Raw genomic sequence first — 17,970 nt, forward strand, 5'->3', positions numbered from 1 at the left:
CACTATTCTTGCCGGGTGCCGCGATCCGCCCGACGCCGTGCCTGGCGCACTGCACTCTCACTCGTCCTCGGCGTTCTCACCGCCGTTGCTGTTGCCTCGGTTGCCGAGACCGTCCCGGCGGCGAACGCCGTCGAACCACGTCATCACGTGGCCGACCTCTCCGGTTGCGCCGGACCGCACCGTCTCGCACCAGGGACGTCGAAGCATACGACGACCGTCGGCGGCGTCGAGCGCACCTACAGCGTCAACGTGCCCGCCGGTTACAGCGGGCAGTCGACGTACCCGTTGATCCTGGCGTTTCACGGGCACGCCGAACCCGCAGCGACCTTTGCACGGTTCACCGGCCTCGCGCAGCTCCCCGCGATCGTCGTCTATCCGGAGGGGCTGCGCGGCACCGACGGGCTCGTCTCGTGGCAAGGGGCGCCGTACTCCTCGCCGCGCGCCGACGACATAGCCTTCACCAGGACGATCCTGCGTGAGATGCGGGCGGCGGCGTGTATCGACTCGAGCCGCACGTACGCGGCGGGCCGGTCGAACGGTGGCGGACTCGTCGCGATGCTCGCGTGCAGGCTGCCCTCCGAGTTCGCCGCCTACGCGGTGGTGAGCGGGGCCTTCTACGACGTCGGGCGCCCGAATTGTCCCGGTGCCCCGCCCGCGTCCATCATCGATTTCCACGGCACGGCCGACCGAACGATCCACTACGACGGCGGCGTTCGCCACGGCGGCGCCTACGCGCCGGTGATGGATTGGCTGTCGGGGTGGGCGGCACGCGACGGTTGCCTGCCGCAGCCGCTCAAGTTTCCGGTCAATCGCTACGTCACCCGTATCGACTGGCCGTTCTGTGCAGCGTCGGGTCACGAAATCACCCACTACCGCGTCAATGGCGGCGCGCACGTGTGGCCAGGCTCCACCGGCAGCCCGTCGCGGGCCGGGCAGATGAGCAACTCGATCTCGGCAACGTCGCTGATCTGGCAGTTCTTCACCCGCCACACAAAGTGACACGATCAGCGCATTGCGGACCACAATTGTCCGCAATGCGCGCGAGAATGAGCGCATGCTCGATTCGTCTGCACGACTTCTCCAGCTCCTGTCTCTGCTCCAGATGCGCCAGGAGTGGTCGGGCGACGACCTCGCCACGAGGCTGAACATCACCAAGCGCACGGTGCGTCGCGACGTCGACAAGCTGCGCGACCTCGGCTATCCCGTCGACTCGACGGTCGGCGTCGGGGGCGGCTATCGGTTGGGCGCGGGCGCCGAGATGCCTCCGCTGTTACTCGACGACCAAGAGGTGCTCGCCGTCGCGCTCGGACTCAACGCCATCAGCAGTGCCGCCGTCAGCGACATGACCGAGGCTTCTACCGGTGCACTCGCCAAGTTGCGACAGGTGATGCCCTCACGGTTGCGGCATCGACTCGACGCCCTCACGCTCGATACCCTTCCGCAGGGACGCCGCGACACCGAAGTCGCCGCAGACGTGCTGTCCGACATCGCGACCGCATGCCATCGCTCCGAGCACCTGCGATTCGACTATCGACGTCACGACGGAACCGAGAGTCGACGCGAGGTCGAGCCGTACAGACTGGTGCGCAAGGGATCTCGGTGGTATCTGGTGTCGTGGGATCCCGACCGCGACGACTGGCGCTCGTTTCGCGTCGACCGCATGACGGTGAAGTCCCCCAACGGACGACGCTTCGTCCCTCGTGAACTCCCCGAAGGTGGTGCCGCCGCATTTCTGGCGCGCAGCCTCGGCGCGGCGTATCGGTCGGCCACAGCGCGGGTGCGCATTCACGCACCACTGGCCGTAGTCGAGAAGATGGTCGACGATGCTTGGGGCACAATCGAATTCGGCGATAGTTCGAGCTGCGAGCTCACGATCTACAGCACATCGCTCACCTCGATCGCACGCTGGCTACACGCCTTCGACGCCGACTTCTCGGTTCTCGAACCCGCAGCGCTGCGCGACGAATGTCGGGCCGTCGCGGAACGCCATGTGCAAATCGCCGAACGATACCGCCGCGCCTGACCTCGACGCGATGTCGCCAAGTGATGTTGCCGTGATGATTCCGTGATGCCGTAATCACGAGTGGGCCACGCGCTCGTGCGCTGGCTATGGTGGCGCCAATGCGGCTCATGGTCACCGGTGCAACCGGCTACGTCGGCTCACGACTCGTCGACGCCCTTCTCGCTTCCGACAACGAGGTCGTCGTCGCGTCACGATCACCAAAGCGGTTGTCGCGGTACGGATGGTCCGACGACGTGACCGCGGTCGAGATGGATGTCGACGACGCCGACTCGGTACATGCCGCCATCGAGGCGGCAAGTCCCGACGAGCACCCGGTGGACGCCCTGTACTACCTCGTCCACGGCATCGGGCAGGCCGACTTCGCCGACGGCGACCGCGCCGCCGCACGGGCCGTCGCCCAGGCGGCGCGCAGTCGAGGCATCCCCCGCATCATCTACCTCGGCGGTTTCGTGCCAGATGGCGACGAGATGTCGGCGCACCTGCAGAGCCGTGCCGACGTCGGTGAGGGCCTCGCGATCGACGGCGGCGCCGAACTCGTCTGGTTGCGTGCGGCGGTGATCCTCGGCGCGGGCTCGACGTCGTTCGAGATCTTGCGCTACCTCGCCGACCGCTTCCCGGTGATCCCCGAGCCCGGCTGGATCGACAATCCGATGGACCCGATCTCCATCCGCGACGTCATCCACTACCTCGTCGCGGCCGCCGACCCGTCCCTCCCCGCGGGTTCCTACGACATCGCCGGCCCCGACACCGGCGTCTACCGATCGATCCTCGACGAGTATCTCCGCGCCGTGCGCATGCCTCGACTGCGCGTGCGTGTGCCATCGATCAGCACCCGGCTCGCGGGTAAGGTCGGGGGCATCATCACTCCAGCCCCCGCAGCATTGACCGAAGAGTTGGTCACGTCGCTGCAGTATCCGATGCGCGCCTCCGAGCACCGCATCACCGAGTTCGTGTCCCCACCGACCGGAGGTCTCACCACTATGCGAGACGCCATCCGCGCATCGGTCGACTCGCCGTATCCCCGACCGGTGTCCGAGCTCGACGATCTGCATCACCTCGCCGATACCGACCCCGACTGGGCGGGCGGCGACCTCCTGCGTGCCCGTCGCGCAGCACTGGGTGCGGTGGTCGGCGTGATCGGTACCGTCGCGGGCGTGACGCTTGTCGCACGGCGTGTTCTCGGGCAATTTCTGCCCTGATGTCGACCGCCTCCCTGCCCCGGTCGGTGACCCGGCTCCTCGACGCTGTCGCCGTCGACCGCAACACAGATCAGCCCGTCTATTCGACGCCTCGTCGGCTCGCCGTGGTCGGATTCCTGCTCATCGGCGCCGTCGTGCTGGGGGTATCGCTATCGGTGACACCCGGCGACACCGCGTTCTACCCGCTGACGCTTGGCCTCGCGGCCACCTGGATCATCGGGGCGATAGCCACCAGCCGGCTGCCTGCCGGAAGGTTCTCCCTCGACGGCGAGGGCTCGACGTCGGGAGCCGTTGCGCTCGGAGTGGTCGCAGGCGTCGCGATGGGCGCGGTGTTCGTCATCGGCGCGTTCCTCACCAAACTGATCGGACCGCTCAGCGACCTCGTCAGCAGCGTGCTCGCCTTCGCCGACTACGGCAGCATCGCGGTCGTCACCGCGATCACCTTGATCAACGGCGCCGCCGAGGAACTGTTCTTCCGGGGCGCGGTGTACTCGGCGGTGCGCCCGCATCACCCGGTCGTCGTGTCCACCATCGTCTACACCATCGCGACGCTGGCCAGCGGAAACGTGATGCTCGGATTCGCCGCGATCCTCCTCGGCGCGGTGTGCGCGATCCTGCGCCGCTGCACCGGCGGCGTCGTGGCACCGATCTGCACCCACGTGGTCTGGTCGACGATCGTCCTGTTCGCCCTGCCGCCGATTTTCGGCTGACTCCGGAGCTTCCGGCCTCCACCGCCGACACGGGCCCTAAATGTGTGTCGTATCGAAGGATGTGTGTGCTGCAGCATCCACATCCTTCGATTCGACACACATCCTTGGTGCCACCGGCCGTCGGGGACCCGCAGTTTGGGTTCCGACCGGCGGACCGGCTAGATTCGTGTGTTGACGCGCGAGGCCTCCGGCCCGACGACGCGTCGAGCGCGTATAGCTCAGCGGTAGAGCTCTGGTCTTACACACCAGCGGTCAGGGGTTCGAATCCCTTTGCGCGCACCACATAACAGCAGGCGGCTGGCTCACGTCGGCGTCACCGCCCGTCGTCGGCCTCGAGTGACCGTCGACGCCGCTCAGCTTCCCGTCGGCGATACGCGGCGAACACCCGCCGGGCAGTCTCCCGATTTTCCTATCGCCCACACCTGCCCGAGCACCCGGGTGTCGGCATACGGATTGCCGGCACCCGGCCGCGACGCCCGCCCCTCGGCCAGCGCCCGCCGCGCCTCATCCGGCGTCGGCATCGGCAGCGCCCTTCGCGCGATCTCCCGACGAGTAATCACGTGCTTCGAAGCCCAGTAGGCAATCGGTCATCCACTCATCGATGGTCGCACGATCGCGCACCGCGCCTTGCGCTTTCCACTCGCGCCGGAATCGCTGTCGGTGCCGGCTGATACGTTTCCGCCATGCTGATCAACGACCGGCCGCTCGACGATAGGCAGTACGACGACGCGCGGAACGTTCGCGCGTCCCGACGTGCCGACATCGTCTGGCCCATCGCGGTGACCGTGCTCGCCGCGGGCGCGCTTGTCCCCGCCGCGACGGCACACGCCGCGCCCGCGCCGGTCACCCCATCTCAGGTGGCGGAGTCGAGTGCACGCACGGTGCTCGAGTCGCTGGCAGTGAAGGGCCGCGCACCGAAGACCGGTTACGAGCGGTCACAGTTCGGACAGGCATGGTCCGACGACGTCTCGGTCGCCGACGGCCACAATGGGTGCGACACGCGCAACGACATCCTCCGACGCGATCTGTCCGACTTGACTCTCAAACCCGGCACCAACGGATGTGTGGTGCTGTCGGGCACGCTCGACGACCCGTACACGCGAACGTCGATCGCGTTCACGCGTGGCTCGGCGACGTCGTCAAAGGTCCAGATCGACCACGTCGTCGCGCTGTCCGACGCGTGGCAGAAAGGCGCGCAACAGCTTTCGGCCGAGCAGCGCCGCAACTTCGCCAACGATCCGCGCAATCTGCAGGCCACCGATGGCCGCACGAACCAGGCCAAGGGTGCGGGCGACGCCGCGACGTGGCTGCCGCCCAACAAGTCGTATCGATGCACCTACGTCGAGCGGCAGATCGCGGTCAAAGCCAACTACCACCTGTGGGTGACGGCTGCGGAGAAGCAGGCCATGATCCGCATCCTGTCGAATTGCGCTGCACCCGAGGCTGATTCACCCCAGCCCGCGCCGGCCCCGACCGCGCCCCCGCAGGCCGGCCCATCACAGACCGCACCGTCGAGCACCACCTACGCCAACTGCACCCAGGCCCGCGCGGCGGGCGCCGCACCCCTGTACCGCGGGCAGCCCGGCTACTCCGCGAAGCTAGATCGCGACGGCGACGGTGTCGCGTGCGAATGAGCTAGGTTTCGTCGTCGGGATCAGTCGGGCGCGCCCAGGTTCATCTCGTCGGGGTGGATCCCTACCCGCTTCCCGTCGTCGAGAGCAGCGATCCGGGCGACGTCCTCGTCGTCGAGTTCGAAATCGAAGACGTCGATGTTCTGCTTGATGCGATCGTCGTGCACCGACTTCGGGATCACGATCAGTCCGAGCTTGATGTGCCAGGCGAGAACCACCTGGGCGGGTGACCGTCCGTGCTTGATCGCGATGTCGCCGATCGTCGGGTCGGTCAAGACGGTGTTGGGCTTGGAGTTCGGACCCCACCCCGACCCCGACGTCCCGCCGAGCGGGCTCCACGACTCGATCGCGATTCCGTGCTCCCCCGCGAACTCCCGCAGTTCGCGTTGCTGGAGGTGCGGATGCAGTTCCACCTGGTCGACGGCGGGCAGCACTCCCCCGCGATCGATGAGCCATTGCAGGTGATGTGGCTCGAAGTTGCACACACCGATCGAGTGCGCCTTCCCGTCGGCGAGGATCTTCTCCATTGCGTCCCATGTGCGCAGCAGTCGGTCGCGATCCTGCAGCGGCCAGTGGATCAGGTACAGGTCGACGTAGTCGGTTCCCAGCGCACGCAGACTGGTGTCGATCGCCGCGAGAGCCCGCTCGTATCCGTGATCGGAGTTCCAGAGCTTCGTCGTCACGAACACCTCTGAGCGCAGCACCGACGCGGCGGCAATACCTTCGCCGACGCCCGACTCGTTGCCGTAGGCCGCAGCTGTGTCGATGTGTCGGTAACGGGCCTCGTCGATCGCGAACCGGACGGCGCGCTGCGCCTCCTCCGGAGTCGACTGCCACACCCCCAGTCCGAGCTGTGGGATCTCGATGCCTGAATTCAGTTCGATGAGGGGAGCACTCATCTCTCCGGTCTACCAGAGGCGCAGGCCCGGTCGGCACGGCTGCCGCACCCGCTCTGCTCCCGTATCGTCACCGTCAGCGTCGCGCGATCGCATAGCCGCGGTCGTCTCGCCGCTCTCACTCGACGAGAAGGGGCGTTGATGACCGGGACCATCTCCCCTGGAGACCCGTCGATCCTCGGAGCAACCGTCACCGACCACGGAACCAACTTCGCCGTCAGTTCGGGCGGGGATGCGGTGTGGCTCTGCCTTTTCGACGATGCAGGCACCGAGACCAGACTTCTGCTCCCCGGACGCGAGATCGACGTATGGCACGGCGTCGTCGACGGCGTGGGTGCCGGAACCCGTTACGGGTTCAGGGTCGACGGCCGCTTCGCACCGGAGCGCGGTCGGCGCTACAACCCGGCCAAGCTCCTCCTCGACCCCTACGCGCGACGCATCGTCGGCGACGTGGAGTACTGCGACGCGCTCCTCGACCACGACGTCGACGATCCCGCACGTCCCAGCGCCCTCGACTCCGCTCCGTTCGTGCCGCGCAGCGTCGTCGTCGAGCAACCGCCGCAGGCAACGACCGCCACCGCACCGGGTCCACGCCGTGCCGCGTCGGAGCTGGTGATCTACGAGGTGCACGTCCGCGGGTTCACGCAGTCCCACCCCGACATTCCCGCCGAGCTCCGAGGCACATTCGCCGGACTCGCCCATCCGGCGGCCATCAACTACCTGACGTCACTCGGGGTCAACGCCGTCGAGCTGCTTCCGGTGCACCGCAGCGTGGCCGAACGCGAACTCGCCCAGCAGCACCTGACGAATTACTGGGGTTACAACACCATCGGCTTCTTCGCCCCGCACAACGCCTACAGCGCCGCTGACCGCGCCGGCCGGGGCGCGGATTCCATCGCCGAGTTCCGCCACATGGTCGACGCTCTGCACGGTGCCGGGATCGAGGTGATCCTCGACGTCGTCTACAACCACACCGCGGAAGGCGACGACTCCGGCCCCACCCTGTGCCACCGCGGCCTGAACAATCGCGCCTACTACGTGCTCGACCCGGACGACGGCTCGTACGTCGACACCACCGGATGCGGTAATTCCGTTGCCGTTGCCCATCCGACGACGCTGCGCATGGTCACCGACTCCCTGCGCTACTGGGCGTCGCTGGGCGTCGACGGATTCCGCTTCGATCTCGCGCCCACCCTTGCCCGCCAGGGCACCGACAGCACCCGAAACGACTGGGGCGGTGAACCTTTCGACCCCACGGCGACCTTCCTCCGGGTACTCGGCCAGGACGACGTACTGTCGCGGGTGCGGCTGATCGCCGAACCCTGGGACGTCGGACGAAACGACAGTCACCAACTCGGCGCATTCGGTCCGGAATGGGGCGAGTGGAACGACCGCTACCGCGACTGCGTCCGCGACTTCTGGCGCAGCCACGAGGGCCTGCTCGCGCCGATGGCGCGACGCCTGACCGGCTCGGCCGACATCTTCGGCGGCCGTCATCACGACCCTGCGACGGTCATCCGACGCCGCGCCGCGTCGATCAACTACGTCACATCCCACGACGGTTTCACGTTGCACGACCTCGTGTCCTATGAACGTAAACACAACGACAACAACGGTTTTCACAATTCGGACGGAACCGACGACAATCGGTCGTGGAACTGCGGCGTCGAAGGACCAACCGACGACCCGGCAATCGTCGCGCTGCGTCGACGTCAGATGCGCGCCATGCTCACGACGCTGTTGCTCTCTGCGGGGACACCGATGCTGCTCGGCGGGGACGAACGGGGCCGCACGCAGCGCGGCAACAACAATCCCTACTGCCAGGACAACGAGATCAGCTGGTTCGACTGGACCTCGGGCGACGACGCGCTCGTCGCATTCACCAGCAGTCTCATCTCACTGCGACGCGGCCACGCCGCCCTGAGCCGATCGGCCGTCGAACGATCCGGCGTGACCGACTGGTTCACGCCGGACGGCACGCCGATGTCCGACGAACACTGGCAGGACCAGGGTGCGCGCAGCATCGCCTGGTTGCTCACACCACCGCGATCCGCCAGCGCCCGAACACATCTGGCCGCCAATGATTTCGTGGTGCTACTGAACTCGTGGTGGCACGGAATCGACTTTGTCCTGGCACCTGTTCTCGCAGAACAGAAATGGGACGTGGTGGTCGACACGTTCGCACCCGACGCGCCGTCGCCGATCGTCGGCTCCACATGTCACGTGCGGGCGCGATCGATCGTCGTCCTACGTTCTACGGTTCCACGCTCCGACGGGTAACGCCCGTCCGCAAAGTCACGCGGCGCCGCTCACTGCGTGGCTGCCGCGGCGAGCGCGATCTCCCAATGGGTTTCAGTACGCGCCTCACCGGGCCCGACGATGTCGCGAAAGACAACCCGGCCGTCACGTCCGACGAGGAAGGTCCCGCGCTGAGCAAAGCCGCGGCTCTCGTCGAACACCCCGTAGCTGCGTGCAACCTCACCGTGCGGCCAGAAGTCGGAGAGAATCGGGAAGAGGAAGCCCTGCGCCGATGACCACACCTTGTGCGTGGGCGGCGGTCCGACCGAAACAGCAACTGCCGCAACCTCATCGTTGACGAACCGATGGTAGTGGTCGCGAATGAAACCGAGCTCTCCCTGACACGTTCCGGTGAAGGCGAGCGGGAAGAACACGATCAGCACCTGGCGCTCCTCGAGCAGCCGCGACAGCTTCACCCGCTGATTGTTCTGATCACGCAGCTCGAAGTCGGGTGCGACGTCGCCGACCGACAACACGGTCTGCGACTGGGTCGGAGCAACATCGGTCGTCGCCACATCGGTGGCACGAGCAACCGAATCGGCCCCGGAGGTCGAGTCGCTCATGCTCGCTTTCCGGACCGCGCCTTCGGCTGCACCAGGCGCGAACCCGACCACTCACCAAGACTCACGACGTTGGTCTGAGTGAGCCCGGCCGTCGGTGCGGCCTCGGCGATCTCACTGGGATCGACGTACCCGGGGTTGCCGGTCTTGGGCGATACGACCCAGACGTACCCGTCGTCGGCGAGCGGTGTGATGGCGTCCATGAGGCGATCGACAAGATCGCCGTCGTCGTCGCGCCACCACAGCCATACGACGTCGACCACGTCGATCGCATCCTCGTCGAGCATCTCGGCGTCGATCGCGTCCTCGATGTCGGCGCGCAGGTTGTCGTCGGTGTCCTCGTCCCAACCGAGTTCCTGCACCACCATTCCGGGTGCGAACCCGAGTTTCTGGGCGTTGCTGCCCTCGGAGCCGTTGCCCCCGCTGCCCTCGGAGCCATTGCTCCCTGTGGCGGCTACCACCGCGTGTCGACCTCCTACCGGTACGTTTTCAGATTTCATTGCGCTTCTCAGCTTACGAGACAGCGTAATGGACCTCAGTGCAACACGAGGAGACTCCACGCGCCAACTATCGACACGAACTGCGACCGTGCATGAACGGACGACAAGGCATGAACGGACGACAAGGCATGAACGGACGACAGCGCATTGACCAAGGGCAAGGCACGAACACCCAACCCGTCAGCCCGTCGGTCGTGGCGCGGTCGTGGCGGGTGTCGACGAGGCCGGTGTCGACGAGTCCGGACTCGGCTGGGGCGTCGTGGTGGCCGACGTCGCGGGCAGCGCGGGGAGGTAGGTGCGGCACACGTCGAGAACCGCTCGCCTGTCGCCGGTCCACCGGGTCGATGCCGCGTTGAGTTGAGCCGTCTGTCGGCGGCCGATCACGTCGCCCAGCGCGCTGCTGCTACTCACGAACGATGCGACGACGGTCCCGAGGTCACCGGGAACCTCGGCTGTCTGTTTGGGCTTGACCATGTCGGTGCCCGCAATCATCGCGGCGCGGGCTTTGTCTCCGAGGTCCCCGACCTTGTCGTAGGACTGCACATCGTTGAGCCGCGTGATGAACGCGTTGTACCCGCGCAGCATCACGACCATCGACTTCGTCGACGCCTCGCAGAGCTCTGCTCCGGCCTTCGCCGACTGCGCCTGTCGGGACGTCGACAAGTCAGAACGATAGGCCGCGGCCTCGCCCGGGGCAGGTCCCGCGCTGCCCCCGACCGCCGAACAGCCCTGCAGAGCGAACGTCGCAATTGCTGCGCCGAGCAGCATCAGACGCGTGCCCGATACACGGCACATCGCTCGTCTTGTCATGTCTCCCCCACGGCTGTTTCCCCGACGGCCGTTTGCCCAGATCTGGCACCAAACACCGAAACGCTACCGCAGGCGGGGTCGACGATCCGGGGCAAGACCGCCCAGACCGGTGCCAAGCGACGTGACATGGGGCACGATATGGATGGACGACGGAGTCCGCACACCAACGCGACCCGTCGCCAAATTGTCGTCATGCCGGGCACCACCGTGCCCAGGCCAAACGAGGGAGTGGGCATCACCGTGACCGAAGAGGCAGCCAGCACCAACACCGGAACCACCGACGTTGGAAGCGGGACCGCAGACGCGTCGAAGAACGCGGCCGCGTCGAATCAGGTCGGCAGCCAGCAGAGCCAGCGAGTACGCGTCATCCGCGAGGGCGTGGCGTCGTATCTCCCCGACATCGACCCGGAGGAGACCAGCGAGTGGCTTGAGTCCTTCGACAAGCTCGTGGAATCCGAAGGGCCCCAACGTGCCCGGTACCTGATGCTGCGTCTCCTCGAGCGCGCGGGCGAGAAGCGGGTCGCCATCCCATCACTGACGTCGACCGACTACGTCAACACGATTCCCACCGAGGGTGAGCCGTGGTTCCCCGGCGACGAGGACGTCGAACGTCGGTTCCGTAACTTCCTCCGCTGGAACGCCGCGATCATGGTTCACCGGGCGCAGCGGCCAGGCGTCGGAGTGGGCGGGCACATCTCCACGTATGCGTCGTCGGCAGCGCTCTACGAGGTCGGCTTCAACCACTTCTTCCGCGGCACCGACCATTCGGGCGGTGGCGACCAGATCTTCATCCAGGGCCACGCGTCGCCCGGAATCTATGCACGCGCATTCCTCGAAGGTCGAATCAGCGCCGACCGCATGGACGGGTTCCGTCAGGAACACAGCCACGCAGGCGAGGGTGGCGGCCTGCCCTCGTACCCGCACCCACGGTTGATGCCGGAGTTCTGGCAGTTCCCGACGGTCTCGATGGGCCTCGGACCGATGAATGCGATCTACCAGGCGCGATTCAACCACTACCTGCACGATCGAGGAATCAAGGACACCTCCGACCAGCACGTCTGGGCATTCCTCGGCGACGGCGAGATGGACGAGACAGAGTCGCGCGGATTCGCCAGCTTCGCCGCAACAGAGGCCCTCGACAACCTGACCTTCGTCATCAACTGCAACCTGCAACGTCTCGACGGGCCGGTCCGCGGCAACGGAAAGATCATCCAAGAACTCGAGTCGTTCTTCCGTGGAGCCGGATGGAACGTCATCAAGGTGATCTGGGGTCGCGAGTGGGATGCACTGCTGCAGGCCGACCGCGACGGCGCGCTGGTCAACCTCATGAACACCACGCCGGACGGCGACTTCCAGACCTACAAGGCCAACGACGGCGCCTTTGTTCGCGAACACTTCTTCAATCGCGATCCGCGGACCAAGGAACTCGTCAAGAACATGTCCGACGCGGAGATCTGGCGACTACGCCGCGGCGGCCACGACTACCGCAAGATCCACGCGGCATATGCCGCAGCGCTCGCACACAAGGGTCAGCCGACGGTGATCCTCGCGCACACCATCAAGGGCTACACACTGGGCAAGCACTTCGAGGGTCGCAACGCGACGCACCAGATGAAGAAGCTGACTCTCGACGACCTCAAGGCGTTCCGCGATTCCGTCCGCATCCCGGTCAGCGACGCCGAACTCGAGAAGGATCCCTACCTCCCGCCCTACTACCACCCCGGAATGGATGCGCCGGAGATCCAGTACATGCTCGATCGGCGCAAGCAGCTCGGCGGCTTCCTCCCGACCCGCAGCTCGGCGTCGAAGGCACTCAAACCCGATCTCAGCGGCGCGATCAAAGCGACGGCCAAGGGGTCGGGCAAGCAGCAGGTCGCGACGACGATGGCACTGGTGCGCGTCTTCAAAGAACTGTTGCGCGACAAGGAGGTCGGCAAGCGGATCGTGCCGATCATCCCCGACGAGGCGCGCACATTCGGCATGGACTCCTGGTTCCCGACGCTCAAGATCTACAACCGCAACGGGCAGCTCTACACCTCGGTCGACGCCGAGTTGATGCTCGCGTACAAGGAGAGCGCGCAGGGACAGATTCTCCATGAGGGCATCAATGAGGCCGGATCGGCGGGTTCGTTCACCGCAGTCGGCACGTCGTACGCCACCCACGGCGAACCGATGATTCCGCTCTACATCTTCTATTCGATGTTCGGCTTCCAGCGCACCGGCGACAGTTTCTGGGCTGCGGCAGACCAGATGGCACGCGGGTTCGTGATCGGGGCGACGGCGGGCCGCACCACGCTGACAGGCGAAGGTCTCCAGCACGCCGACGGCCACTCGCCACTGCTCGCAGCGACCAACCCCGCGGTGGTGTCCTACGACCCCGCGTTCGCATACGAACTCGCACACATCATCCAGGACGGGCTTCGTCGCATGTACGGCGACGAGCCGGAGAACGTCTACTACTACCTCACCGTCTACAACGAGCCGATCAGCCAGCCCGCACAGCCGGAGAACCTCGACGTCGCCGGCGTGCTCAAGGGCATGTATCTCTACCAGCAGGCCCCGTCGAACAAGGAGCTCTACGCCAACATCCTCGTCTCCGGCGTGACGATGCCCGACGCACTCAAGGCCGCGGCGATGCTCGCCGACGACTGGAACGTCGGGGCCAACGTCTACTCGGTCACCTCGTGGAACGAACTGGCTCGTGACGGCATCGCGTTCGACCGCGCCGCCGTACGGGAACCAGGTGTGACGCACCCCCAGCCGTACGTGACCGAGGTGCTCGCGCAGACCTACGGCCCGTCGATAGCGGTCAGCGACTACATGCGTGGAGTACAGGAACAGATCCGCGCATACGTGCCCGGGACATACCTGACCCTCGGCACGGACGGATTCGGGTTCTCCGACACGCGTCCCGCTGCGCGTCGAGTATTCAACGTCGACGCCGAGTCGATCGTCGTCGCGACACTTGTCGGCTTGGCACGCGACGGCAACATCCCCTTCACCACCGCGGCTCAAGCGGCGGAGAAGTATCGGATCACCGACGTCAACGCCGCCGAGGTGTCCTACGCCGATACCGGCAGCGCGTAGGGACGTCGGGTCCGTCGACTCAGGGTCCGTCCGCTAATCGGGACCCTGAGCTAGTCGGACCATGCCCTAGTCGGACCCTGAGCGCATCGAGCCCGACTACATTGAGGATGTGTCCGAGCCCAACATGACGCCCCCGCCCGTCGACGTCTTCGGCGCGCGGGGCGCTCATGTGCCCGCACCGGCAACCGTCCACGATGCATTGCCCGACACTCTGCTGCGCCGCGTCAAGCAGTACAGCGGACGACTCGCGACCGAGGCCGTGCATTCGATGGCCGATCAGCTGCCGTACTTCTCCGACCTCGACGCGGCGCAGCGCGCGAGTGTGCAGTTGGTCGTCCAGACCGCCGTGGTGAATTTCGTGGAGTGGATTCAAGATCCCGAGGGCAACGTCAAGTTCACGGTCCAGGCGTTCCAGGTGGTTCCGCAAGATCTCGCACGACGCATCTCGCTGCTGCAGACGGTCGAGATGGTTCGCGTCGCCATGGAGTTCTTCGAGAAGTGGCTACCGTTGCTCGCGCGCAACGACACACAGCTGCGCGCCCTCACCGAATCGGTGCTGCGCTACGGCCGCGAGATCGGATTCGCGGCGGCATCGATCTACGCGTCAGCCGCGGAATCGCGCGGAGCCTGGGATTCGCGACTCGAAGCCCTCGTCGTCGACGCCGTGGTCCGCGGCGACAGCGGGCCGCAGTTGATGTCGCGCGCTGCAGCCCTGAACTGGGACTCTGATGCGCCTGCGACCGTGATCATCGGGGCGCCGCCGCCCGAACAGAACGTGTCGGTGCCCCTCGCCATCCACAACACGGCCAAACAGCATGATCGCGCAGCGCTGTCGGTCGTACAGGGCTCGACGCTCGTGGCCATCGTCAGCGGCCCGATCGTCACGAGCGACGCTTTCAGCGCCGCGCTGCTCAATCACTTCGCCGATGCTCCCGTGGTCATCGGACCGACGATGCCCAATCTGACCGCCGCGCATACGAGCGCCAATGAGGCGATGGCCGCGATGGCTGCCGTCGACGGCTGGCCGAATGCCCCACGTCCGGTGCACAGCGTCGAATTGCTCCCCGAACGCGCCCTCAACGGAGACCAGTCGGCAATCACTGCACTCATCGACACACTCGTTCGACCTCTCGCCAAGGGTGGTCCGACTTTGGCGACGACGCTCGAGACCTATCTCGACACCGGAGGGTCCGTTGAGGCGTGCGCACGCGAACTGTTCATTCATCCAAATACTGTTCGGTATCGCCTGAAGAAGATCGCCGAACTGACAGGACGTGACCCAACACACTCCCGTGATGGCTATGTCCTACGAATCGCCGCGACAGTAGGTCGTTTGACACACTTCAGGAACGAATCATCGTCACGAGCCACATGAGAAACACTGTTAACAGGACCCCCGTACCGTTTTCCCAGGCAGACGCTTTATGGGCACATTTGTGTAACGAATCTCAGAGTGGTGACGATGGGGTAGCCACTGAGGTCACCATTGTAGGAACTCCACAAAAACTCTCGTGAAGGTTCATCGACCTCAACACCCACAATTTCGTGCCAGAGGGTGTTCTCTGGTCACGTGCTTTCCTTGCTAGCGCCCGGACAGGGCTCACAGACACCCGGCATGCTCGCTCCATGGCTAGAGCTTCCCGGCGCGCGTGACCAGCTGGCCATCTGGTCCAAACTCGCGGGACTCGACCTCGAACGGCTCGGGACGACCGCCACCGCGGACGAGATAACCGACACCGCGATCACCCAGCCGCTTGTCGTGGCGAGTGCGCTGCTGTCGTTCAACGAGTACGCCAAGAACCACGAGCTGCCCGCTGATGCCGTCGTTGCGGGCCACTCGGTCGGCGAGCTGACCGCGGCAGCCATCACCGGTGTCATCAGCTTCGACGAGGCTGTCACGCTCGCAGCTGTACGAGGCGCTCAGATGGCCAAGGCATGCTCACTGCAGCCGACAACGATGGCCGCTGTCCTCGGAGGCGACGAGCAGGAAGTCCTCGCACGTCTCGACGAGCTCGACCTTGTCCCCGCGAACCGCAACGCCGTGGGCCAGATCGTCGCTGCCGGCGACGTCGAGGCCATCGACGAGCTGATCGCCAATCCACCCGAGAAGGCACGCACCCGCAAGCTGGCTGTCGCGGGCGCCTTCCACACGCGCTTCATGGCACCGGCACGCGACGCCGTCGCCCAGGCGGCCGCGTCGATCACACCCGCCGACCCCACGCGCACGTTGCTGTCCAACTCCGACGGCCAGCCCGTCACGACGGGCACCGAAGCGTTGAGCAAGCTCGTCGAGCAGGTGACCTCGCCGGTACGCTGGGATCTCTGCTCGGCCTACATGCGCGACGCGGGCACCGACAGCATCATCGAGCTGACACCGGCCGGGACTCTGGTCGGAATCGCCAAACGCGAACTGAAGGGCGTCGGGTCGGTGGCCCTCAAGGTCCCCGCCGACATCGAAAAGATCTGACCGCGAAGGTCGACAGGCTTGGATAGCGGTCGCGCTCATCCGCGACCCCCGGAAACCGGATGAACCGGTTGTCCAAACATCAGTGAGCACTACGTGCCCGCGATGTTCCGGAGTTCACATTCACAGCACAACGAAGGGAACCACACAGTGGCTGCCACCCAGGAACAACTCATCGCCGGCATCGCCGAGATCATCGAAGAGGTCACCGGCATCGAGCCGTCCGAGGTGACCATGGAGAAGTCGTTCGTCGACGACCTCGACATCGACTCGCTGTCGATGGTGGAAATCGCAGTGCAGACCGAGGACAAGTACGGCGTCAAGATCCCCGACGAGGACCTCGCCGGACTGCGCACCGTCGGCGACGCCGTCTCCTACATCCAGAAGCTCGAAGCTGAGAACCCCGAGGCCGCGGCCGCGATCCAGGCACAGGTCGCGTCCGATCAGAAAGCCGGCTCGTGACCCCATCGCTACGCGATTACTCCACGCTGGGGGGCAACTTCCCCAGCGTGGTGGTCACGTCGATGGTCGCTTCGACCTCCCTCGGTGAGGACCTCGATTCGACCTGGAAGGGTCTTCTCGCAGGCGAAACCGGCATTCGTGAGCTGACCGACGACTTCGTCACGAAGTACGGTGAGCTCCCCTGCCGCGTCGGTGGCCGCATGGTCAAAGACCCCGCAGAAGAGGTGACCCGCATCGAGGCACGCCGCATGGCGTACGTCGAGCGCGTCGCCCACGTCATGAGCAAGCGCCTCTGGGCGCAGGCAGGCGAGCCCGAGGTCGATCCCGACCGGTTGGCCGTTGTCATCGGCACCGGACAGGGTGGCGGCGACGCGATGGTCGACGCCGTCAAGGCAATCGAGGAGTCGGGCAACTACCGCAAGGTGTCGCCGCTGGCCGTCTCGATGGCCATGCCCAACGGCCCCGCAGCGGTCGTCGGACTGAACATCGGTGCCCGTGCGGGCGTCATCACCCCGGTCTCGGCGTGCTCGTCGGGCGCTGAGGCGATCGCCCACGCATGGCGACACATCGTGCTCGGCGACGCCGACATGGTGGTCGCCGGCGGCGTCGAAGGACACATCGACGCGATTCCGATCGCGGCGTTCTCGATGATGCGTGCCATGAGCACCCGCAACGACGACCCGGCAGGCGCTTCGCGCCCGTTCGACAAGGATCGTGACGGCTTCGTCTTCGGCGAGGCCGCGGCGATGCTGATCGTCGAACGCGAAGACCACGCCAAAGCACGCGGCGCGCATATCCACGCACGCATCCTCGGTGCGGGCATCACGTCGGACGGCTTCCATCTGGTCGCACCTGATCCCAGTGGTCAGGGCAACTCGCGGGCCATGACCCGCGCGATCCAGACGGCAGGCCTGCAGCCCTCCGACATCACCCACATCAACGCTCACGCCACCTCGACCCCCATCGGCGACACCGCCGAGGCAGCGGGTATCGCGGCGGCGGTCGGCACTCACGCCGCCATCTACGCACCCAAGTCCGCTCTCGGTCACTCGATCGGCGCGGTCGGTGCGCTCGAGTCGGTGCTGACCATCAAGAGCGTCGAAGAGGGCGTGATCCCGCCGACGCTGAATCTGGAGAACCTCGACCCCGAGTGCGGCGACATCGACGTCGTACACGGCGAGTCGCGGTATGGGCAGATCGACTACGCCCTGAACAACTCGTTCGGATTCGGTGGACACAACGTGGCGCTGGCCATCGGGCGCTACTGAGCCGCAACCCGACTGGGCCGGTTTCGACCGACCGCGACGTCGACGACTCCGATGTTCTCCAT

Annotated in this window: 16 protein-coding genes and 1 tRNA gene; 12 read left to right on the forward strand and 5 right to left on the reverse strand. The window is 65.9% G+C overall.

Going from position 1 to position 17,970, the window contains the following annotated elements:
- The first annotated feature begins 15 nt into the window (after positions 1 to 15).
- From RND64_RS13685 to RND64_RS13705, 5 genes are all read left to right on the forward strand, one after another.
- Entirely contained in the window at positions 16 to 999 is a 984-nt protein-coding gene (locus tag RND64_RS13685; protein WP_235434306.1) for an alpha/beta hydrolase family esterase, read from the forward strand.
- A gap of 55 nt (positions 1,000 to 1,054) precedes the next feature.
- Positions 1,055 to 2,023, forward strand: a complete 969-nt coding sequence (locus RND64_RS13690) for a helix-turn-helix transcriptional regulator (protein ID WP_049698302.1) — start codon at positions 1,055 to 1,057, stop codon at positions 2,021 to 2,023.
- 98 nt (positions 2,024 to 2,121) lie between these two features.
- Positions 2,122 to 3,222, forward strand: coding sequence for an NAD(P)H-binding protein (locus RND64_RS13695; protein ID WP_049698303.1), 1,101 nt, complete (start codon positions 2,122 to 2,124; stop codon positions 3,220 to 3,222).
- The gene (locus tag RND64_RS13700) at positions 3,222 to 3,932 is read left to right on the forward strand and encodes a CPBP family intramembrane glutamic endopeptidase (RefSeq protein ID WP_049698304.1); all 711 of its coding nucleotides are present in this window, start codon (positions 3,222 to 3,224) and stop codon (positions 3,930 to 3,932) included. The genes RND64_RS13695 and RND64_RS13700 overlap by 1 nt, the downstream gene beginning before the upstream one ends.
- Before the next feature lie 207 nt (positions 3,933 to 4,139).
- Positions 4,140 to 4,214, forward strand: a tRNA-Val gene (locus tag RND64_RS13705).
- 71 nt (positions 4,215 to 4,285) lie between these two features.
- On the opposite strand, the gene RND64_RS13710 is transcribed toward RND64_RS13705, so the two are convergent.
- Positions 4,286 to 4,453, reverse strand: coding sequence for a ribosome modulation factor (locus RND64_RS13710; RefSeq protein WP_160318042.1), 168 nt, complete (start codon positions 4,451 to 4,453; stop codon positions 4,286 to 4,288).
- 162 nt (positions 4,454 to 4,615) lie between these two features.
- Between RND64_RS13710 and RND64_RS13715 the strand changes: the two genes are divergently transcribed.
- Positions 4,616 to 5,566, forward strand: a complete 951-nt coding sequence (locus tag RND64_RS13715) for a GmrSD restriction endonuclease domain-containing protein (RefSeq protein ID WP_049698305.1) — start codon at positions 4,616 to 4,618, stop codon at positions 5,564 to 5,566.
- A gap of 20 nt (positions 5,567 to 5,586) precedes the next feature.
- On the opposite strand, the gene RND64_RS13720 is transcribed toward RND64_RS13715, so the two are convergent.
- The gene (locus tag RND64_RS13720; protein WP_049698306.1) at positions 5,587 to 6,462 is read right to left on the reverse strand and encodes an aldo/keto reductase; all 876 of its coding nucleotides are present in this window, start codon (positions 6,460 to 6,462) and stop codon (positions 5,587 to 5,589) included.
- Positions 6,463 to 6,600: 138 nt separating this feature from the next.
- On the opposite strand from RND64_RS13720, the gene glgX reads away from it, so the two are divergent.
- Complete coding sequence (gene glgX, locus RND64_RS13725) at positions 6,601 to 8,739, forward strand: glycogen debranching protein GlgX (protein ID WP_049698307.1); 2,139 nt, start codon at positions 6,601 to 6,603, stop codon at positions 8,737 to 8,739.
- Between the two features lie 29 nt (positions 8,740 to 8,768).
- Here glgX and RND64_RS13730 read toward each other — a convergent pair whose 3' ends face one another.
- The 3 genes from RND64_RS13730 to RND64_RS13740 form a co-directional block, all read right to left on the reverse strand.
- Entirely contained in the window at positions 8,769 to 9,320 is a 552-nt protein-coding gene (locus RND64_RS13730; protein WP_270485665.1) for a peroxiredoxin, read from the reverse strand.
- Positions 9,317 to 9,778: a DUF3052 domain-containing protein gene (locus tag RND64_RS13735; RefSeq protein WP_049698308.1), complete on the reverse strand. Its 462-nt coding sequence runs from the start codon at positions 9,776 to 9,778 to the stop codon at positions 9,317 to 9,319. The genes RND64_RS13730 and RND64_RS13735 overlap by 4 nt, the downstream gene beginning before the upstream one ends.
- 219 nt (positions 9,779 to 9,997) lie before the next feature.
- Complete coding sequence (locus RND64_RS13740) at positions 9,998 to 10,627, reverse strand: hypothetical protein (RefSeq protein WP_235434307.1); 630 nt, start codon at positions 10,625 to 10,627, stop codon at positions 9,998 to 10,000.
- A 192-nt stretch (positions 10,628 to 10,819) separates the two neighbouring features.
- Here RND64_RS13740 and aceE point away from each other — a divergent pair, with 192 nt between their 5' ends.
- The 5 genes from aceE to RND64_RS13765 all read left to right on the forward strand — a co-directional run bounded on the left by aceE (position 10,820) and on the right by RND64_RS13765 (position 17,908).
- Positions 10,820 to 13,714 carry a pyruvate dehydrogenase (acetyl-transferring), homodimeric type gene (aceE, locus tag RND64_RS13745; RefSeq protein WP_049698598.1) on the forward strand — a complete coding sequence of 965 codons (2,895 nt, stop codon included), beginning with the start codon at positions 10,820 to 10,822 and terminating at the stop codon, positions 13,712 to 13,714.
- 124 nt (positions 13,715 to 13,838) lie between these two features.
- Positions 13,839 to 15,089, forward strand: coding sequence for a PucR family transcriptional regulator (locus tag RND64_RS13750; RefSeq protein ID WP_200903236.1), 1,251 nt, complete (start codon positions 13,839 to 13,841; stop codon positions 15,087 to 15,089).
- 195 nt (positions 15,090 to 15,284) lie between these two features.
- Complete coding sequence (locus RND64_RS13755) at positions 15,285 to 16,181, forward strand: ACP S-malonyltransferase (protein ID WP_049698599.1); 897 nt, start codon at positions 15,285 to 15,287, stop codon at positions 16,179 to 16,181.
- A gap of 147 nt (positions 16,182 to 16,328) precedes the next feature.
- Positions 16,329 to 16,640 carry a meromycolate extension acyl carrier protein AcpM gene (acpM, locus tag RND64_RS13760; RefSeq protein WP_005206424.1) on the forward strand — a complete coding sequence of 104 codons (312 nt, stop codon included), beginning with the start codon at positions 16,329 to 16,331 and terminating at the stop codon, positions 16,638 to 16,640.
- On the forward strand, positions 16,637 to 17,908 hold the full coding sequence (locus RND64_RS13765) for a KasA/KasB family beta-ketoacyl-ACP synthase (RefSeq protein WP_049698311.1): 1,272 nt from the start codon (positions 16,637 to 16,639) through the stop codon (positions 17,906 to 17,908). Before acpM ends, RND64_RS13765 begins: the two co-directional genes overlap by 4 nt.
- Positions 17,909 to 17,970: the final 62 nt, after the last annotated feature.

The sequence above is a fragment of the Gordonia sp. w5E2 genome (assembly GCF_036540975.1).
GTDB classification, from domain to species: Bacteria; Actinomycetota; Actinomycetes; order Mycobacteriales; family Mycobacteriaceae; genus Gordonia; species Gordonia jacobaea.